Origin of the sequence: Paraburkholderia sp. HC6.4b, assembly GCF_014200875.1 — a bacterium.
Classification (GTDB): Bacteria; Pseudomonadota; Gammaproteobacteria; order Burkholderiales; family Burkholderiaceae; genus Paraburkholderia; species Paraburkholderia tuberum.
The window spans coordinates 405,802-420,713 of record NZ_JACHDC010000004.1; the positions used below are offsets into that span (position 1 = coordinate 405,802).

Below are 14,912 nucleotides of genomic sequence, written 5' to 3' on the forward strand. Positions count from 1 at the left end.
CTGACACCACGGGGCGCCGCCCGCGATCGCGCATCAACGATTAGGGCGCGATGCACCCGGCGTGCGCCCGCGCCGCTGTTTCGTCTTCGCCGGTTCACCCGGCTCGACGAGCCCGGCCGCAACGCGGCGCGCGGTTTCGGCCGCGATGTCGAGCGCGTCGTCCCATGACACGTGGCCGCACGTCCCGCGTCGCTCGAAGATCGTGTGATGCTCGCCGCCACGCTCCGTCACGACCACGACCCACTGGAAGGCGCCTTCCGAATCCCGGATGACGGTCCAGCTTACGAGGAAGTCGGCAATCTCTATCTTCTGCAGGCGCATGTCCGGCTCGCTGTCGATCCGCTTCGTCGACCGGCTCTGTCCGAGTGTACGCATGGCAGGAGGTCCTTCGTTTTGGCCCTTCGTTTTGGCCCTTCGTTCAGGGCCTGGTTCTGCTACAACGTGCCCGGCAGATTGCCGCCGGCATCGGGCTGTTTCGGTTTGTCGTTCATCACGGCTCCCTTGATCGATTCATGTCTGGGCCGAGCAAGCGCTATACCGCACGGCCGAGCGAGAACCAGAAGCATTGGATCGCGGGCATGGGTTCGAGCCTCGTTGCTGGACCGGCAAGCTGGCCCGGCTAGAAACTCATCGCGAATCCGAACGACACCCCGTGCACGTTGCGACCGAACACATAGCGCACCATCGCGCGCGTACGGGTGACGATGACGGGATACCTGCTGCTGTCGAGTTCGAGGCCGACTCCCAGCGACGTGAGGTCGTTGAAACCCAGCACGCCGGCACTATCGCCGAAATAATGCGAGTAAGCGGCTTCCAGCACATAGCGGACCGGCCGGTCCAGCGCGTGCCAACCGGTGGGCGCGCGCCAGCGCGTCCATAGGCTCACCTGCTGCGCCATGGCCGAGCCCTGAACGGCCTCCGACGAACCGCCGAAGCTGCGCAGGTAAATATCGGTTGCCCGCAATTCGGCGTCGATTTCGTAGTTTTCGCGGTAGTGTTCGTAGTCGAGCATCAGGGAGCCACCATAGCCGTAGGCGTTCAGCGAGCCGTTTTCGAGGAACTGCAGGTTGCTGTCGGTGACACGATTGAAGAGGGTCTGCCCTACCTTCAGGTCACTCGAGACACGCCCAATCGTGCCGTTCAAGATCGGACGGAATACCAGTTCGTCCGTGATGCGGAAATCCCACCCCAGGCCGACCGTGCCACTGAAGGTGTTCCACTTCGTCGGCACCGCACGCTGCTGGGCGCCATCCGTGGCAATGAAGATCGGATCGTAGCGGCTGTAGGCGAGCGTGCCCTCCATGTACAACGGAAACGACCTGCTGAGGGTGAAGCCGCCGCCAAATTGCGTCTGCCCAAAGCCGGGATTACCCGTCAGGCCGTTGTTGACCGACAGGTTACTGGTCGTAACGTCCGGGACTGTCGTGTAGGTCATGATCGCGAGCACAGCGTCTGCGTGCTGCTTTACATTGCCGCCAATCACGGTATTGCTCGACAATTGCCTCGGCGCGACCTGTGCGTGCGAAGGGCAGGACAACAGGTTCAAGGTTAGAGCGGCACACGCCCCAAATGCGCGAAGTGACCAACACTTCCGAAGCGCCGGCATAGTCAAACAACCTCGCCATTTGTCGACGAGATTGCAGGCTCACTTGCAGGGTCATACACCGCATATCCAACGAGCATGACGCGCTCCTGTCAGTCGGCTGATCGTGTTCGTCTTCCGCGAAGTCGCCATCCCGTTGCACAAAAGCACGCGCACGCAACTGATGCAATTCCGACGGGCATTGCGCCGCTCACAGCACCTGGAAGGTCTGCGTTAGTATGTGATAGAAATACCTGAAAGGAAGTAGTACGGCAATACGGGCGATCTTCAGTCGCTTGCGTGGCGTTCGGCGACGAACATCGCCGTCGACGCACGAAACCTCGCAGCCCCACTTTCGCAGGGAGCCTCGTTATGTCCACTCATTCGGTCCCGAACGACAAACCCGTCAAGATCCCCGGCCCGGATCATCCAATCATGATCGAGCACCACCACGCGCGCGTGATCGTCATGGCAGGCGGTCACGTGATTGCCGATACGCACGACGCATTGACGCTGCTCGAAGCCCGCTATCTGGCCGTGCTGTACATCCCGCGCAAGGACGTCGACATGACCCGGCTCGAACGCACGGCGCACGCCACTTATTGTCCGTACAAGGGCGAATGCGCATACTTCTCGATTCCTTCGGCCGGCGAGCGCGGCACCAACGCGGTGTGGACCTACGAGCACCCATACGACGCTGTCGCGCCGATCCGCGAGCACCTTGCGTTCTATCCCGACCGCGTGGATTCCATCACGCAGGAGCCGGCCGCGCACTAGGCGAACGCGCGCGCGTCATGCCGCGTGCGGGCGCGGCGATCGCGGCGACCGGCATGGCGCGAGCGGCACGGACGGCGGCGCCGCCGCGCGGCGGCCGCTGCTTCCACCAATACTGCACGTTCGTGATGGCGCTCGGCCCCGACAGCGGTTCGCAAGGCCTGCTTGAACTCGGCGCGTACGGTTCGACGATGGAAAGTCCACTGCCCCACGTAAACCCGTCGCCTTTGCAATACGTTAAGCCCCGCATGCCACAAGGAGACCTCGACGAGTTTTGCTCGACGCTGCCGCCGCTTTATAGTCAATCGATCAAGGTCAGGCCGGTGCAGGTGACGGATCAGGCCTTGATTCATTCACTGGGATGACGCCTGGCGGTATTCGACTACCCGACCGGCGAAACGGCAGGGTCTGCAATAGCCCGTGCCATTTTTATGCTTGCCGACTCGCGAAAAATCACGCGCGGAATCGAATCAGGTTCACAGCGCATGCGCGTCGAATGGATCACCCCAAGCTTAACAAGACCTTAACACCTCAGTATTGCCAAATATTAATTTCAGGTCACGCAAATGACTTTTTTACGGTTCAAATTCGTCCCGCACTACCCAAATTCGTTGTCAAACAAAAGGACGAGACATGAAACCGATCACGAAATGGAAGCGTAAGCAAAGCGCAATGTGCGCCGCCGTCGCACTACTCGCCGGGTTGTACTCGGCAGTCGCAACAGCCGGCGACGATCACGATCACGATCGCGATCGCGCGTCCGTCAAGCATGTGCTGCTGATCAGCTTCGACGGTCTGCATGAGCAGGACGTCGCGCGTTGCATCGGCGCGAATACGTGCCCTAACCTGGCGCTGCTCGCGAAGTCAGGCACCACCTATACGAACGCGCATACACCGGGACTGTCGGATTCGTTTCCGGGCCTCGCCGCGCTCGTGACCGGCGGCTCGCCGAAGTCCGCGGGGCTGTTCTACGACGTCTCCTACGACCGCACGCTCTATGCGCCTTCCGATACCCATTGCACGGGCCCGACCGGCTGGAATGTCGTCTTCGATGAAACGACCGGCATCGACGGCGAGAACGGCGGCGCGCTGATCCATCTCGACGGCGGCGGCGCGTTCAATCCGCAGGCGATTCCGCATGCGCTCGTCAATGGCGTCTGTACGCCCGTCTATCCGCACAACTATCTGAAGACCAACACGGTTTTCGAAGTGATCAAGGGCAACGTCAACGGCGCGCGCACCGCGTGGGCGGACAAGCACGCGTGGGGCTACGACTGGCTCAACGGACCGTCGGGCGCGGGCGTCGACGACCTTTCGCGTACCGAAATAAATTCGATCGATCCAGATACCAATACCTACTACCTCGACACGTACACGCACACGGAGAAGTTCGACAACTACCACGTGCAATCGCTGATCAATGAAATCGATGGCCAGGATTCGACAGGTCAAAAGAACGTCGCGGTGCCGACCGTGTTCGGCGCCAACTTCCAGACGCTGAGCGTCGCGCAGAAGGCCACGGTCGCGTCGGGCGGCGGCTATCTGGATGCGAGCTTCACGCCGGGTCCGCAAGTCGCCGGCGCGATCGCGTATATCGACGACGCGTTGGGACGCGTCGTGTCCGAACTGAAGCAACGCAATCTCTATTCGTCGACGGCGATCATCGTGACCGCGAAGCATGGCCAGTCGCCGACCGATCATTCGAAGCTCGTGAAGAACGGCGATACGCTGACCAAGTTGCTCGAAGCCAACAACTACCTGGATTCGGGCGGCAATTTCGGGCAGGCCGCTACGAAGAGCGGCAACCTCAACGACGGCACCGGACTTGTCGGCACGGGTTTCGTGCAGACCGACGACGTCGGCCTGATCTGGCTGCGCGATCAAAGCCAGGTGTCTTCGGTCGTGAAGACGCTGAAAGCCAATCTGAGCTGCAACGCACCCGGCATTTGCGCGGACGGCCCTCAGGCGTACATCCTGTCCGGCCCGCAACTGGCTAACCGGTTCGGCGACCCGTCGCGCGGACGTACGCCCGATATCATCGTTCAACCGAACCCGGGCGTCATCTATACGTCGAGCACGTCCAAGGACGAAGAGCATGGCGGCAACGCGCCCGACGACAGCCATCTCGGCCTCGTGATGTACGTGCCTCACACGCATCACGCCGGGCAGGTCAACGACGAGCCGGTGCTGACCACGCAGGTCGCGCCGACGATCTTGCGTCTGCTCGATCTGAAGCCTGAGCTGCTGCATTCGGTCGCGATTGAAGGAACGCGTGCGCTGCCGGAATTCGATCACAAAGACTAAGCATGGCCGTAGTCCACGTATTTGAGTAGTAAGCTGCGCCGCGATCGGTGTTGGAACGATCGCGGCGCCGTCGTTTTTGCGGGGTCCAGCCGCGCGGACCTCGCGTGCCGGCCCGTGCGAGAATGGGGGCCGCCTGATTCTCGCCAAACAGGCGTGCGTCGATTGCCTGACAAGGAGCCGCTGCCATGAACAACATTGCTCTCGGATGCGTCGCGGTATTGGGGCTGCTGTTATTCGGCCTCGGCTTGTCGGTATCGATAACGCGTTTTCGCGAACGCACCAATGCGGGCTGCGCCGACGATCCGGCCAACCCGCTGCACAAGCTGGTTCGAGCGCATGGCAATACCGCGGAATGATGACTTCCCGCGCTAGCCCAAAAGAAAATAAGCCCCACAGTCACCCGTGAGGCTTCAAAAAGACCCGCAGCCTGACAGCGTGGGTCCTGGTCTTTCAAGCAACCACGCTTACTTCACATTCGGGAAAACCGGCCAGGACGAAGCCTGATCGCACAGCGACAGCTTCGCATTCTGCGAGACGATCGTGGCCGCCGGATTCGTGTCGCCCGCGGCGCCGGCGTCGTCGCTGCCATTGACGGTCAGGTTCAACGTGTTCGTCGGGGTCGTGTACTTGCCCGCGCCGCTCGACGTGTTCGTCAGGATACCGCCCGTGCCGTGAGCCATCGACGAGCCAATCAGGCTCACGTTCGCGCCCAGGTTCAGCGTGGCGTTGGCGGCCTTCGATTGCGTCGAGCCATCGAGCGCGCCAATGTTCACGACAGGCTTGCTCAGGTTCGCAATCGACATCGTGACATCCTTGTCCGCGACCACGTTATCCAGGTTCAGCTGGATCACGCTCTGCGTATTGGCGTATGCCGTGTCGGCATGCAGACCGCGGAAGGTCAGGCCGCCGCCGCCGTTCTTGCCCGCAGTCTTGTTGGCCGGGATGTTCATCATGCGGATGTTGCTGAGGTTGATGTCGTGGAAGCTCGGCACCAGCCACCCCAACCCCGTGTACGAGATCGGATCGGCACTCGGGCCCGTGTAGTACATGTCGAACACGAGGAAATCCTTCACGCCACGCATACATGCGCCGTCATAGTAGATGTTGCTGACGTCGCCGCCGCGTGCCTGACCGCTTTTGATACGCAGCCCCACGACGCCCATATCCGTCGACGAATTGGTGCCGTCGTAGATATTGTCGAAGTAGTTGTCGTAGAAGTGAATGTTTCGGACACCTGCATTCGTCGGGCTGCCGATCGACAGACCATGGCCGTTGTAGTTGTGGTTGTGCGCCACCGTGATGCCGTACGTGCGGTTCGACGAAACATCGCGGTTACCGTCGATGGCCCACAGCATGTTGGCCGGCGTCGTCGCGCCCTGTGCCGCCGCCGGACGCGGATCCTGCAGACCGCCCTTGAACGCGACGTTGTCGTCGGACGGGCTCAGGAAGTTGTACACGATCGCGACGTTCTTCACGTAGCCGTCGAAGTACACCTGGCCTGCTGACGTCGTCTTGCTGCCCGTGCCGAGAGCCGCGTGTTCCGGACCCGCTGCAACGCTCGGGTCGACACCGTCGGTGTTCTTCACGCCCGTCGAGCCGGCATCGATCGTCGCGCCCGTATAGAGGTGCGAGTACGAACCGCTGACGCCGTCGAAGCCGTCGTTGTTCATGCCGACGCTCGCCTGGTTCGCCGCATCCGGCAGCAACGGCGTGATGATCTTGATGCCCCACACGGTGAGGCCGTCCACGCCGTCGGCTTCGACGGTGAAGAACGTGCTGTTGCGCAACGTGATCTGATACAGCGACAGGTTCTTCGACTGCTGCATCCACAGCACGCCGGGGTTGCCCTGGAAGCTGTACGGGCCGCCGCCGATGTCCTTGTTGCCGTGGTACGAGATATCCCACCAGCTTGCCGGCACCCAGCGTGCGCAACCGCCCGTGCCAGCGGTACAGCCGCCGCCCGTAACCGTGTAGCCGCCTGGGATGCTGGTTGCCTGGCGGTTCACCACATAGGTGACGGCCGGCGTGGTCAGCGTCGTCTTGCCCATCGCGGTGACCACATCGCAAGCGGTGCCTTCCGGCGCAAGCGTGCCCGCGCGGTAAGCGGCGATCGTGTTCGTGCAGCTGAACTTCGGCGTCGTCACGCCCGTGATGTTGTTGCCCGAATACGTGAACGCCTCGGTGACGCCGGTGGCCCAGCGGATCGTCGGATATTGCGGCGACGAGCTGATCAGCGGCATATAGCCACGCGCATCGATCGAGCCCGTGCCCATGATCGACGCGTTGACCGTATGCGTGCCGCGGATCAGCGGATAGCAGTTCTGCATGCCGCTCGTGCCCGCGATGGTCGCCGCGCCCGCGTTGGCGGTGCCGACAGGCGCGGGCAGCCCGGCCGGGTTGTTGATCGCGGCGCCGCAGGTGATCGCGTTCGGCCGATCCTGCGCGGTTTTGTCGTAGACGACCACGTCGCGGCTCGCGAACAGCGTGACGCCATCGTCGATCCACAGCGTGACGCCCGACGGCAGAACGAGCGGACCGCTCAGGAATGCATTGCCGGCGCCGCCGCTGTTCTTGACGAGACGCACCGCGAACTTGGTGGCCTTGTAGGTCGGGTTCGACAGCGTTTCGCTCGATGCACCCGCGATGTTGACGTTCGGATTATTGGCCGCCTGTTGCGTAGCGGCTGCCTGCTGATCGGCCTGCGTAATCTTCGCGCCGACTTCCGCGTCCACGGCGGCGCCGCACGCGTCGAGCGCGGCCTGGATACGCGCCTGGTCGGGGTTGTTCAGCGCCGTGGTTGCGCCGCCGTAGGTGACCGGCGTCGGATCCGAGGTGAGCGGCAGCGAGCCGTCCGCGTTCTTCACCAGGTTATTGCTTGCCTGAAGCGTCGAGCAAACCTGGGTGTCCGCCGGCAAAGACGGCGAATCCGGCAGGTTCGTGTCGCCAGCGTAGCGGCCGGGCGTCCAGACCGGGGAGGTCGGCGAAGTCGGGTTGGTGGGTGGCGTGGTCGAGCTCGTACCTGGACCTGAAATGTTATTACCCTCACCGCAACCGGCGACGGTCAGAACAAACAGGCCGAGGACCGCAAGCTCTCGGACTGAGCGCATCTTCATAAGTTATCTCCTTGGGAGTGGATCCACTGCGTGTTCCTGGCAGGCCTCGCCCTTCGCGCGGATGCGGCGGGGAAAGCGTCAGGGCAATGTGAACCATCAATATTTGTTATAAGACATCGTATAAGGTACAACCTGAAATCGGGAGCTTCCACTGCCGACGCGCGAGGGCGGAAAACCAAAGATCACCCAACTTATTTCGATGCAACCATCCGGCTCCCGGCCGGATCTCGAGAACGCATTGCAAGAGAAATGCTTTGCCCAGCATGGGACTGCGTCTCGAAGGTTATTTTCTGGCTGCGAGCCGACCATGCGGCAGCCTCGCCGGCAACCGACTCCGCGAGCTCGCGAACCAAGTTGTCGGGCAACGTTGAAATTCATCGTACAACGTACGACGAATCATGCTTCGGAAGGGCACACTCTTTCAATTACAGTAAACCCGACCTCCCCATATCAGGGACACGGTCAGCCGGGCCGAAGCGCGCCGGTATGATGAAAGCGTCGGAGCGATCGCTCGGACCCATACCGGCCCGCCACGGAGGATTCATCTTGCATTCCGCCAACATCCTGCTTGCGCTTGCGGGCGTCCTGTTGCTAAGCGCCGGCATGATGACCGGCCTTGGGCTCGCCGCCGCGTCCGGCTGGGCTGCGACGAAGAAAGGCTATTTCGTCAGCATGACGAACCCGAAGTCGATCGCGTTCTACGGCAGCATCTTTGCGTTGATGGTGCCCGCGCATGCGCCGTTGTGGCTGGATATCGCGGTCGTGGCGCTGTCGATCGGCATTTCGTGCGCGTGGTACTGCGCGATGGCGTTGCTTGCCTCGCATCCGTCGGTTCGGCGCGCGCTGGTTCGGCGCAAGGCCGGGCTGGATACGGCAGCGGGTGTGCTGTTGGTGGGGCTCGGCGGGCGGATGTTGGCGGGGCGTTGAGCGACTACCGGCGCGCGAAGCGATAGCGCCTTTGCGTGATCAGGCGGAGCCGGACTGCGGAGCGCCGCCGCCGCGAATCACGAGTTCCATAAAACCCGTCTGCGGATCAGGCTCCCGCGCGAACGAATAGCCCGGAACCGACACGAGCAACAACTCGACGGTCGTGCGTACCGTGCAGCCGCGCGCCACATGACCGCCGAACACCTGCCCGCGCGCATCCGCGATCGACATGTGCAGATGAGCGCCATCGGGCGAGACGGAGCCTGCGAGGGTCAATATTTCGAGGTCGCCGCGAATTTCCGTCGGCGCTTGCGCGCCAGCGAACCTCAATGCCGCAACGTGGAGGCTGCCGATGCCCTGGACGACGAAGGCCGCTTGCAGGTCGCGTTGACGAAGCGCGTCTTCGACGGCGACGCGAAGGTCGTCGCCGGGCGCGAGTCGGAGGGGATGGGCTTGCATGCCTGGGCCGGTTGAGACGCGGTGGACTCGGGGATTATGCGTGAATGAGGAAGTATCTCACAGGCGCTTGTTTATGCTGGGTTCGTGCGGACTCGACGGCGAAAATATCTTCAGTTTACTTGTACAGTTAAACTGTATATCTGCTATGTTCTCGGCATGTCACGACAATCGCCGTCTTCTCAATCTACCGATCTAGCCGCCCTTGCGGGCGAACTGCGCATTGCCGTGAGCAAACTGGTTCGCCGCGCGCGAGAACATTCGCAATCGAGCGACTTTACGTCGGCGCAGAAGTCGGCGCTGTTTCATCTGGAGCGCGGCGGCCCAGCCACAGTTTCCGCGCTAGCGCGAGCGCAGCGCGTAAAGCCCCAGTCCATGCGCATTACCGTTGCCGGTCTGGAGACGCTGGGCGTCGTCAAAGGCGAAGCGGATCCAACCGACGGACGCAAAACTCTTATCGATCTCACCCCCACGTTCAGACGAACGCTCAAGGCAAGTCGGGCGGCCAAAGAGGACTGGCTGATCGGTGCCTTGCAAGCGCAGCTATCGCCGCGAGAACAGGCCACGCTCGCCGCCGCGGTGGAACTGCTGCAGCGGCTCGCTGACTCCTGAACGTTTGCAGGTACTTCATCCGAACCGGCATCGAAACGGGCACAGCCCGCGACCTCATCGATTTACTCGATTCAAGGAGCAACTGAAATGGATTGGCCGCATGTCGTCTCTTATTTTTTCGGCGGTGTCCTGTTCGCGAATGCCGTGCCGCATTTCGTCAGCGGTGTGATGGGCGAGCCGTTTCAGAGCCCGTTCGCGAAGCCGTCCGGAAAAGGGCTGTCGTCATCGACCGTCAATGTACTGTGGGGCTTCTTCAATATGGTCGTCGGCTATCTTCTGGTTTTTCGTGTTGGCGACTTTCGGATCGAGGCAACCGGTGATGCCGTGCCATTCGGCCTCGGTATCCTGGCGATGGGCATGCTCTGTGCGCGGCTGTTCGGTCCTTTGCATGGCGGCAACATTCCGAAACGTACTTGAGCACCTCGTAAACGGTAGTCGGCGCTTGTGTCGAACCTGCGGAGCGTCCCTCACGTCGCCTTGACATGCAAGCAATTTCTTGCCTATAGTAAATGCAACAAATTACTTGCCTGTAGCCGTTCATGGCCGAGCGCCCCGACGACACCGACGTGCTATTCAAAGCCCTCGCCGATCCGAGCCGGCGCAAGCTGCTGGATGTGCTGCACGCGCACGACGGCCAGACTCTGAACGACCTGTGCGACCACCTCGACATGACGCGGCAAGGCGTGACCCAGCATCTGGGCCTGCTGGAAGCGGCTAACCTCGTCGTTACCGTACGCAGCGGGCGCGAAAAGTTGCACTTCCTCAATCCGGTGCCGCTGCAGCAGATCTACGAGCGTTGGATTGCCAAGTTCGAAAAGCCGCGCCTGAAGGCGCTCTCGACCCTGAAACGACGCCTGGAGAAAGGCAATGACTAGATCGACGTTCGTCTATGTGACCTATATCCGCACTACGCCGGAACAGTTGTGGTCGGCGCTCACCGACGCGGAGTTCATCAAGCAGTACTGGTTCGGCATGCACTGCGAAAGCGAATGGACGGCGGGCTCGTCGTGGAAACTCGTGTCGAGCGGCGGCCAGATTTTCGACGCGGGCGAGATCGTCGAGGCCGATCCGCCGCGGCGTCTGGTGATCCGCTGGCAGCACCAGATTCGTCCCGAGTTGCAGGCCGAAGGCGATTCGCGCTGCACGATGGAGCTCGAACCGAGCGGAACGGCGGTCAAGTTGACGCTCACGCATACGATCGAGCGTGATCCATCGAAATTCATCGAGGCGGTGTCGGGTGGCTGGCCGAAGATCATGTCCAACCTCAAATCGCTGCTGGAGACAGGCTCGATCGCGTTGCAGGAGGCTTATCCGGCCAATGGCGGGAGTCATGCCGGGAAGGCCTGATGCCTGATGCGCGGATACGCTGTAGAGCATCAGGTGTGTGGCTTCATCGTGGGGCCGAACGATGCATCGCAGGTTCGACGGCCGTCCGTCCGCGAGATCACGCTGATAGAATCGTCCGCCCGACCCTCCCCCGTCTCAGGAAATCAGCATGGAAATCCAGCCCTATCTGTTCTTCAATGGCCGTTGTGAGGAAGCCATTGAGTTCTATCGTTCGGCGCTCGGCGCGCAGGAGTTGCTGAAGCTGCGCGCGAAAGACGCGCCGCCCGATCCCGCTCGCCCGGTGGCGCCCGAACACGCCGACAAGATCCTGCACGCGACGCTCGTCATCGGTAACACGCACGTGCTGATGTCGGATGGCGATTGCCGCGGCGGCAACGCCGTGCATGCAGGCTTCAGCCTATCGGTCACCGCCGACGACCAGGCATCCGGCGAAAAGTACTTCAACGCGCTGGCGGACGGCGGACAGATCACGATGCCATTCCAGCAGACCTTCTGGACCAGCGGCTTCGGCACGTTGATCGACCGCTTCGGCGTGCCGTGGATGGTCAATGTGCGGCACGAGGAGCCCACGGCATAGCATTGAAGCGGGCCGGCGTTCCATATCACACGCTGCGCGCGGCGTCGCCATGCGCGGGACCGAGAGCAAGCCTGCGCGCATGGAACGGCGACCAATGCGCCGTCGCACCTAAGCGACGCTTACTGCGTCGCGGACGCCGTGCTCGCCGGCGTGCTGTGGACCGACGCGGCGTCGCTCGCGGCGGGCGCTGCGCTCGCCGCCGCGCCCGCCTCGGCGTTCGCACGATTTGCCGCGTCGCTATCGCCCGGTGTGCCGCGCGGGCTCGCCGAATTGCTCATGACACCGCTGCTCACCTGGCCCGTCGAGATACCGCCATTCCCGGCCGTCCGCTTGCAGCCGGACGCGCCCGCCAGCAACGCAACGGCCGACAGCGCGATCAGCATGTTTGCCGAAACCTGCCGCATGATTCGCTCTCCCTGGGATGACTCGCCTCTTGCAGCGGAGCATGCGCCATGCCCAATAGCCACACCGGGCGCGCGTCTACTCGCGCGCGTACGCGGACCAGGTCGAGAAGGACTACGAGGTGTTCCGCCACGCGTGCCGCAGCGGCAAGCTGGAAGCACGCACCGATTCCGACATGGCGGCCGACTTCGTCGCCTGGACGAGCGAGGCGTGGGGCTTGCCATCGAGGCCCGGTCGTTCAAGCCCCGTCGGCCTCGCCGACGACGCCGAACTCGGCGGTCGTCTTCACGTAGAACAGATGCAAACCTTCCGCGCGCAGTCGATCGAACAGCCGATCGGCTTCGTCGCTCGTCACCGCCATCACGACGGACAACGGCTGATCGGCAAGCTCGAAGAAGTGCGCGGAGTGAATGCGATGATGATGGCCGATGCCTTCGCTAGCCGGGATCAGGGTCGCGCCGCGCAGGCCGAGTTCGCTCGCGAGACGCACGAGCCAGTCGGCAAGCGGCTTGCCATGATGGCTGCGCCCCTGCTGGGTGAAGAACGTGATCTGAAAGCCGTGCATGTCGGTGCCCCCCAATGCGGATCGCGCCGTATGCGCAAGGCGATCCGCACGCGAGCCGGTGGCCGCATTGCGCCGTCCCCTGCCCGCTGACTTTTGTAAGCGGAAACCTGCAGCGCCGCGTGAGGCGCCGGTTGCAACCGATTCGGGCATCCCCGCTTGCCGCAGCACGGCTCAGGACGGTCATGACACAAGTTTAGGTGTCGGGCCGCGCGAGTGCCAGGTCGAAACTGGTCACGTGCGGCGCGGCCTCGGCTCACTGACCGTACACGTCGAAATCGAAATACTTTTTCGCAATGCGGTCGTAAGTGCCATCGGCGCGGATCTCGGCAATGGCTTTGTCGATCTTTTCCTGCAGATCGGTATCTTCTTTACGCAAACCAATCGCTGTGCCGCTGCCGAGCGTTTTCGCGTCGTAAAGCGGATTGCCGGCAAATCCGAAGTCCTTGCCGCGCGCGGTGCGCAAAAAGCCGATATCGGCTTGCACCGCGTTTTGCAGTGACGCGTCGATACGGCCGGCAAGCAGATCCGAATACACCAGATCCTGATCCTGATACGACACGATCGCGGCGCCGGCCGGCTCCCAATACGTCTTCGCGTAGGTTTCCTGAATCGAGCCCTGCTCGACGCCGATGCGCTTGCCCTTCAGCGCTTCCGGCGTCGGCTCGATCGGCGAGCCCTTCTTCGCGACCAGACGCGTCGGAATGCGGAACACCTTCGACGAGAACGCGATCTGCGCCTGGCGCGCGGGCGTCATCGACATCGTCGACAGCACGCCGTCGAATTTGCGGCCTTTCAGCGCGGGAATCATGCCGTCGAACGAATTCTCGATCCACACGCATTTCGCGTTGAGCCGGCGGCAGATCTCATTGCCGAGATCGATATCGAAGCCGACGAGCTTGCCGTCGGCGGCTTTCGATTCGAACGGTGGGTAGCTCGCGTCGACCCCGAACCGCACGGTCGACCAATCCTTGGCGATTGCGCTTCCGGACGAGACGGCCAGCAGCGCAATCGTCAGGGTTGCCAGCATGGCTTTCATTGTTGCTCCTTATTGGTCATTTGAAGAATTCAAACCGCGCGAAACCCGACATTCGACCGGGATCTGGTCGCCGGCGCAAATTCATTAAAAAAATCAATTTATGCAGCGCGCGCATAGATTGGCGACAAGACTTCCAGATTCCGATCAGTCAAAGGTGATTAAAAACGGTACGGCGCCGCTAAGAGATTCAACGTCGCGTCTTATCGCGGCAACGCAGTCTGTTTCAAAATAAATGCGCGCCGATCGGCGTCGGCTTTTCGCGCGCCATTTTATTGAACGGATCGCAATGACACTAATTCACTCGATGAGCAGCCGATAAGCGCCGCGCGGATTGACGCACACAAAACGACCACCAGCGGACAACCGTGCGCCGGTTGCTTTGCCATAAGTTGTCACTTAGAATTTTCCGCAAGGCCTCCTGAGGAACCGATGACATGGCTGCGAACAACGGAAAACCGGTGTCGTCGTTCGTTCCTCGGGGAATGCCTGGCCTCTGGGTCGTCCTGTTCGTCATCTGGATGATCGCCAATGCATCGCTCGCCGTCGAACCCGCACTCGTCGGTCTCGTCATTACCTTCGTCATCGCGCGTGTCTTCGTATCATCGGGCGAAGCATGGCAGCGCCTACGTCTAACGCCAGGCGCACCGTATCACTTCGCCGCGTATAGCGCGACCTTCGTCGTCGAGCTCGTACGCGCCAATCTGAACGTGATGGCGCTGGTGTACTCGCCGCGTATCGACATCAAGCCCGGCATCGTCAAGGTTCGCACGCGCCTCCAAACACCGCTTGGCCGTCTCGCGCTCGCCAATTCGATTGCGCTCACGCCGGGCTCGCTCGTCATGGATATTCGGGACGACATACTATTCATTCACTTGCTCGACGTGAAGACGACCGATATCGACGCAGCGACCGAGGCACTCGTCGCACCGTTCGAAAAGCATCTGGAGAAAGTCTTTGGCTGAGATCATGCTCCGGATCGCCGCCGTGCTGATCTTCTTCGCGATCCTGTTCGGCGTGATCCGTCTCGTGATCGGCAAGACCCTCGTCGACCGCATCGTCGCGATCGACATGCTGACGGTCGTCTCGCTGTCGCTGATCGCGCTGTACGCGCAAGTCTCCGGTCGTTTCGTCTATATCGACGTCGCACTTGTCTATGCACTGCTGAGCTTTCTCGCGGTGCTCGCGATTGCGCGCTTTCTCGAAAGGGGGCTGTGAGC

Annotated in this window: 17 protein-coding genes and 2 pseudogenes; 12 read left to right on the forward strand and 7 right to left on the reverse strand. The window is 61.9% G+C overall.

All coding sequences use genetic code 11. The features are described 5' to 3' along the window. Nucleotides 1-33: 33 nt before the first annotated feature. Nucleotides 34-375 (reverse strand): hypothetical protein, encoded by a 342-nt coding sequence (locus tag HDG34_RS08475; protein WP_244144713.1) that lies wholly within the window; start codon nucleotides 373-375, stop codon nucleotides 34-36. 244 nt (nucleotides 376-619) lie between these two features. Further along, entirely contained in the window at nucleotides 620-1,606 is a 987-nt protein-coding gene (locus HDG34_RS08480; protein WP_184059269.1) for a hypothetical protein, read from the reverse strand. 348 nt (nucleotides 1,607-1,954) lie between these two features. On the opposite strand from HDG34_RS08480, the gene HDG34_RS08485 reads away from it, so the two are divergent. From HDG34_RS08485 to HDG34_RS08500, 4 genes and pseudogenes are all read left to right on the forward strand, one after another. Continuing rightward, nucleotides 1,955-2,359 carry a DUF427 domain-containing protein gene (locus tag HDG34_RS08485; RefSeq protein ID WP_184059155.1) on the forward strand — a complete coding sequence of 135 codons (405 nt, stop codon included), beginning with the start codon at nucleotides 1,955-1,957 and terminating at the stop codon, nucleotides 2,357-2,359. 17 nt (nucleotides 2,360-2,376) lie between these two features. After that, nucleotides 2,377-2,721, forward strand: a complete 345-nt coding sequence (locus tag HDG34_RS08490; protein WP_184059157.1) for a hypothetical protein — start codon at nucleotides 2,377-2,379, stop codon at nucleotides 2,719-2,721. A gap of 268 nt (nucleotides 2,722-2,989) precedes the next feature. Beyond that, nucleotides 2,990-4,660 (forward strand): alkaline phosphatase family protein, encoded by a 1,671-nt coding sequence (locus HDG34_RS08495; protein ID WP_184059159.1) that lies wholly within the window; start codon nucleotides 2,990-2,992, stop codon nucleotides 4,658-4,660. Nucleotides 4,661-4,845: 185 nt separating this feature from the next. Continuing rightward, a pseudogene (locus HDG34_RS08500) lies at nucleotides 4,846-5,013 on the forward strand (MAPEG family protein); the annotation flags it as partial. A 111-nt stretch (nucleotides 5,014-5,124) separates the two neighbouring features. Here the strand turns inward: HDG34_RS08500 and HDG34_RS08505 are convergent. Continuing rightward, a complete protein-coding gene (locus tag HDG34_RS08505; protein ID WP_184059161.1) occupies nucleotides 5,125-7,773 on the reverse strand; it encodes a glycosyl hydrolase family 28 protein in 2,649 nt (882 codons plus the stop codon). Between the two features lie 627 nt (nucleotides 7,774-8,400). Here HDG34_RS08505 and HDG34_RS08510 point away from each other — a divergent pair. Continuing rightward, nucleotides 8,401-8,700, forward strand: a pseudogene (locus tag HDG34_RS08510) (LysE family translocator); the annotation flags it as partial. 39 nt (nucleotides 8,701-8,739) lie between these two features. Here the strand turns inward: HDG34_RS08510 and HDG34_RS08515 are convergent. Further along, nucleotides 8,740-9,159, reverse strand: a complete 420-nt coding sequence (locus tag HDG34_RS08515) for a PPC domain-containing DNA-binding protein (RefSeq protein WP_184023491.1) — start codon at nucleotides 9,157-9,159, stop codon at nucleotides 8,740-8,742. A gap of 156 nt (nucleotides 9,160-9,315) precedes the next feature. Here HDG34_RS08515 and HDG34_RS08520 point away from each other — a divergent pair, with 156 nt between their 5' ends. The 5 genes from HDG34_RS08520 to HDG34_RS08540 all read left to right on the forward strand — a co-directional run bounded on the left by HDG34_RS08520 (nucleotide 9,316) and on the right by HDG34_RS08540 (nucleotide 11,692). Further along, a complete protein-coding gene (locus HDG34_RS08520; protein WP_184059273.1) occupies nucleotides 9,316-9,768 on the forward strand; it encodes a MarR family winged helix-turn-helix transcriptional regulator in 453 nt (150 codons plus the stop codon). An 87-nt stretch (nucleotides 9,769-9,855) separates the two neighbouring features. Next, nucleotides 9,856-10,185, forward strand: coding sequence for a hypothetical protein (locus HDG34_RS08525; protein ID WP_184059163.1), 330 nt, complete (start codon nucleotides 9,856-9,858; stop codon nucleotides 10,183-10,185). 122 nt (nucleotides 10,186-10,307) lie between these two features. Further along, entirely contained in the window at nucleotides 10,308-10,643 is a 336-nt protein-coding gene (locus HDG34_RS08530) for a helix-turn-helix transcriptional regulator (RefSeq protein ID WP_018422741.1), read from the forward strand. Further along, the gene (locus tag HDG34_RS08535) at nucleotides 10,636-11,115 is read left to right on the forward strand and encodes an SRPBCC family protein (RefSeq protein ID WP_090810571.1); all 480 of its coding nucleotides are present in this window, start codon (nucleotides 10,636-10,638) and stop codon (nucleotides 11,113-11,115) included. The genes HDG34_RS08530 and HDG34_RS08535 overlap by 8 nt, the downstream gene beginning before the upstream one ends. A 148-nt stretch (nucleotides 11,116-11,263) precedes the next feature. Further along, entirely contained in the window at nucleotides 11,264-11,692 is a 429-nt protein-coding gene (locus tag HDG34_RS08540; RefSeq protein ID WP_184045223.1) for a VOC family protein, read from the forward strand. A gap of 119 nt (nucleotides 11,693-11,811) precedes the next feature. On the opposite strand, the gene HDG34_RS08545 is transcribed toward HDG34_RS08540, so the two are convergent. The 3 genes from HDG34_RS08545 to HDG34_RS08555 form a co-directional block, all read right to left on the reverse strand. Then, on the reverse strand, nucleotides 11,812-12,096 hold the full coding sequence (locus HDG34_RS08545; protein ID WP_184059165.1) for a hypothetical protein: 285 nt from the start codon (nucleotides 12,094-12,096) through the stop codon (nucleotides 11,812-11,814). A gap of 236 nt (nucleotides 12,097-12,332) precedes the next feature. Then, nucleotides 12,333-12,659 carry a DUF190 domain-containing protein gene (locus HDG34_RS08550; protein WP_090811812.1) on the reverse strand — a complete coding sequence of 109 codons (327 nt, stop codon included), beginning with the start codon at nucleotides 12,657-12,659 and terminating at the stop codon, nucleotides 12,333-12,335. A gap of 253 nt (nucleotides 12,660-12,912) precedes the next feature. Then, the gene (locus tag HDG34_RS08555) at nucleotides 12,913-13,695 is read right to left on the reverse strand and encodes an ABC transporter substrate-binding protein (protein WP_184059167.1); all 783 of its coding nucleotides are present in this window, start codon (nucleotides 13,693-13,695) and stop codon (nucleotides 12,913-12,915) included. Nucleotides 13,696-14,129: 434 nt separating this feature from the next. Between HDG34_RS08555 and HDG34_RS08560 the strand changes: the two genes are divergently transcribed. Then, nucleotides 14,130-14,657 (forward strand): Na+/H+ antiporter subunit E, encoded by a 528-nt coding sequence (locus HDG34_RS08560; RefSeq protein ID WP_184059169.1) that lies wholly within the window; start codon nucleotides 14,130-14,132, stop codon nucleotides 14,655-14,657. Then, nucleotides 14,650-14,910 (forward strand): monovalent cation/H+ antiporter complex subunit F, encoded by a 261-nt coding sequence (locus HDG34_RS08565; protein ID WP_018422733.1) that lies wholly within the window; start codon nucleotides 14,650-14,652, stop codon nucleotides 14,908-14,910. The genes HDG34_RS08560 and HDG34_RS08565 overlap by 8 nt, the downstream gene beginning before the upstream one ends. Nucleotides 14,911-14,912: the final 2 nt, after the last annotated feature.

Bases quoted from the DNA above. Each gene is read 5' to 3' on its own strand.
- HDG34_RS08475 (WP_244144713.1), bottom strand. From the start codon at position 375: ATGCGTACACTCGGACAGAGCCGGTCGACGAAGCGGATCGACAGCGAG.
- HDG34_RS08480 (WP_184059269.1), bottom strand. From the start codon at position 1,606: ATGCCGGCGCTTCGGAAGTGTTGGTCACTTCGCGCATTTGGGGCGTGT.
- HDG34_RS08485 (WP_184059155.1), top strand. From the start codon at position 1,955: ATGTCCACTCATTCGGTCCCGAACGACAAACCCGTCAAGATCCCCGGC.
- HDG34_RS08490 (WP_184059157.1), top strand. From the start codon at position 2,377: ATGCCGCGTGCGGGCGCGGCGATCGCGGCGACCGGCATGGCGCGAGCG.
- HDG34_RS08495 (WP_184059159.1), top strand. From the start codon at position 2,990: ATGAAACCGATCACGAAATGGAAGCGTAAGCAAAGCGCAATGTGCGCC.
- HDG34_RS08505 (WP_184059161.1), bottom strand. From the start codon at position 7,773: ATGAAGATGCGCTCAGTCCGAGAGCTTGCGGTCCTCGGCCTGTTTGTT.
- HDG34_RS08515 (WP_184023491.1), bottom strand. From the start codon at position 9,159: ATGCAAGCCCATCCCCTCCGACTCGCGCCCGGCGACGACCTTCGCGTC.
- HDG34_RS08520 (WP_184059273.1), top strand. From the start codon at position 9,316: ATGTCACGACAATCGCCGTCTTCTCAATCTACCGATCTAGCCGCCCTT.
- HDG34_RS08525 (WP_184059163.1), top strand. From the start codon at position 9,856: ATGGATTGGCCGCATGTCGTCTCTTATTTTTTCGGCGGTGTCCTGTTC.
- HDG34_RS08530 (WP_018422741.1), top strand. From the start codon at position 10,308: ATGGCCGAGCGCCCCGACGACACCGACGTGCTATTCAAAGCCCTCGCC.
- HDG34_RS08535 (WP_090810571.1), top strand. From the start codon at position 10,636: ATGACTAGATCGACGTTCGTCTATGTGACCTATATCCGCACTACGCCG.
- HDG34_RS08540 (WP_184045223.1), top strand. From the start codon at position 11,264: ATGGAAATCCAGCCCTATCTGTTCTTCAATGGCCGTTGTGAGGAAGCC.
- HDG34_RS08545 (WP_184059165.1), bottom strand. From the start codon at position 12,096: ATGCGGCAGGTTTCGGCAAACATGCTGATCGCGCTGTCGGCCGTTGCG.
- HDG34_RS08550 (WP_090811812.1), bottom strand. From the start codon at position 12,659: ATGCACGGCTTTCAGATCACGTTCTTCACCCAGCAGGGGCGCAGCCAT.
- HDG34_RS08555 (WP_184059167.1), bottom strand. From the start codon at position 13,695: ATGAAAGCCATGCTGGCAACCCTGACGATTGCGCTGCTGGCCGTCTCG.
- HDG34_RS08560 (WP_184059169.1), top strand. From the start codon at position 14,130: ATGGCTGCGAACAACGGAAAACCGGTGTCGTCGTTCGTTCCTCGGGGA.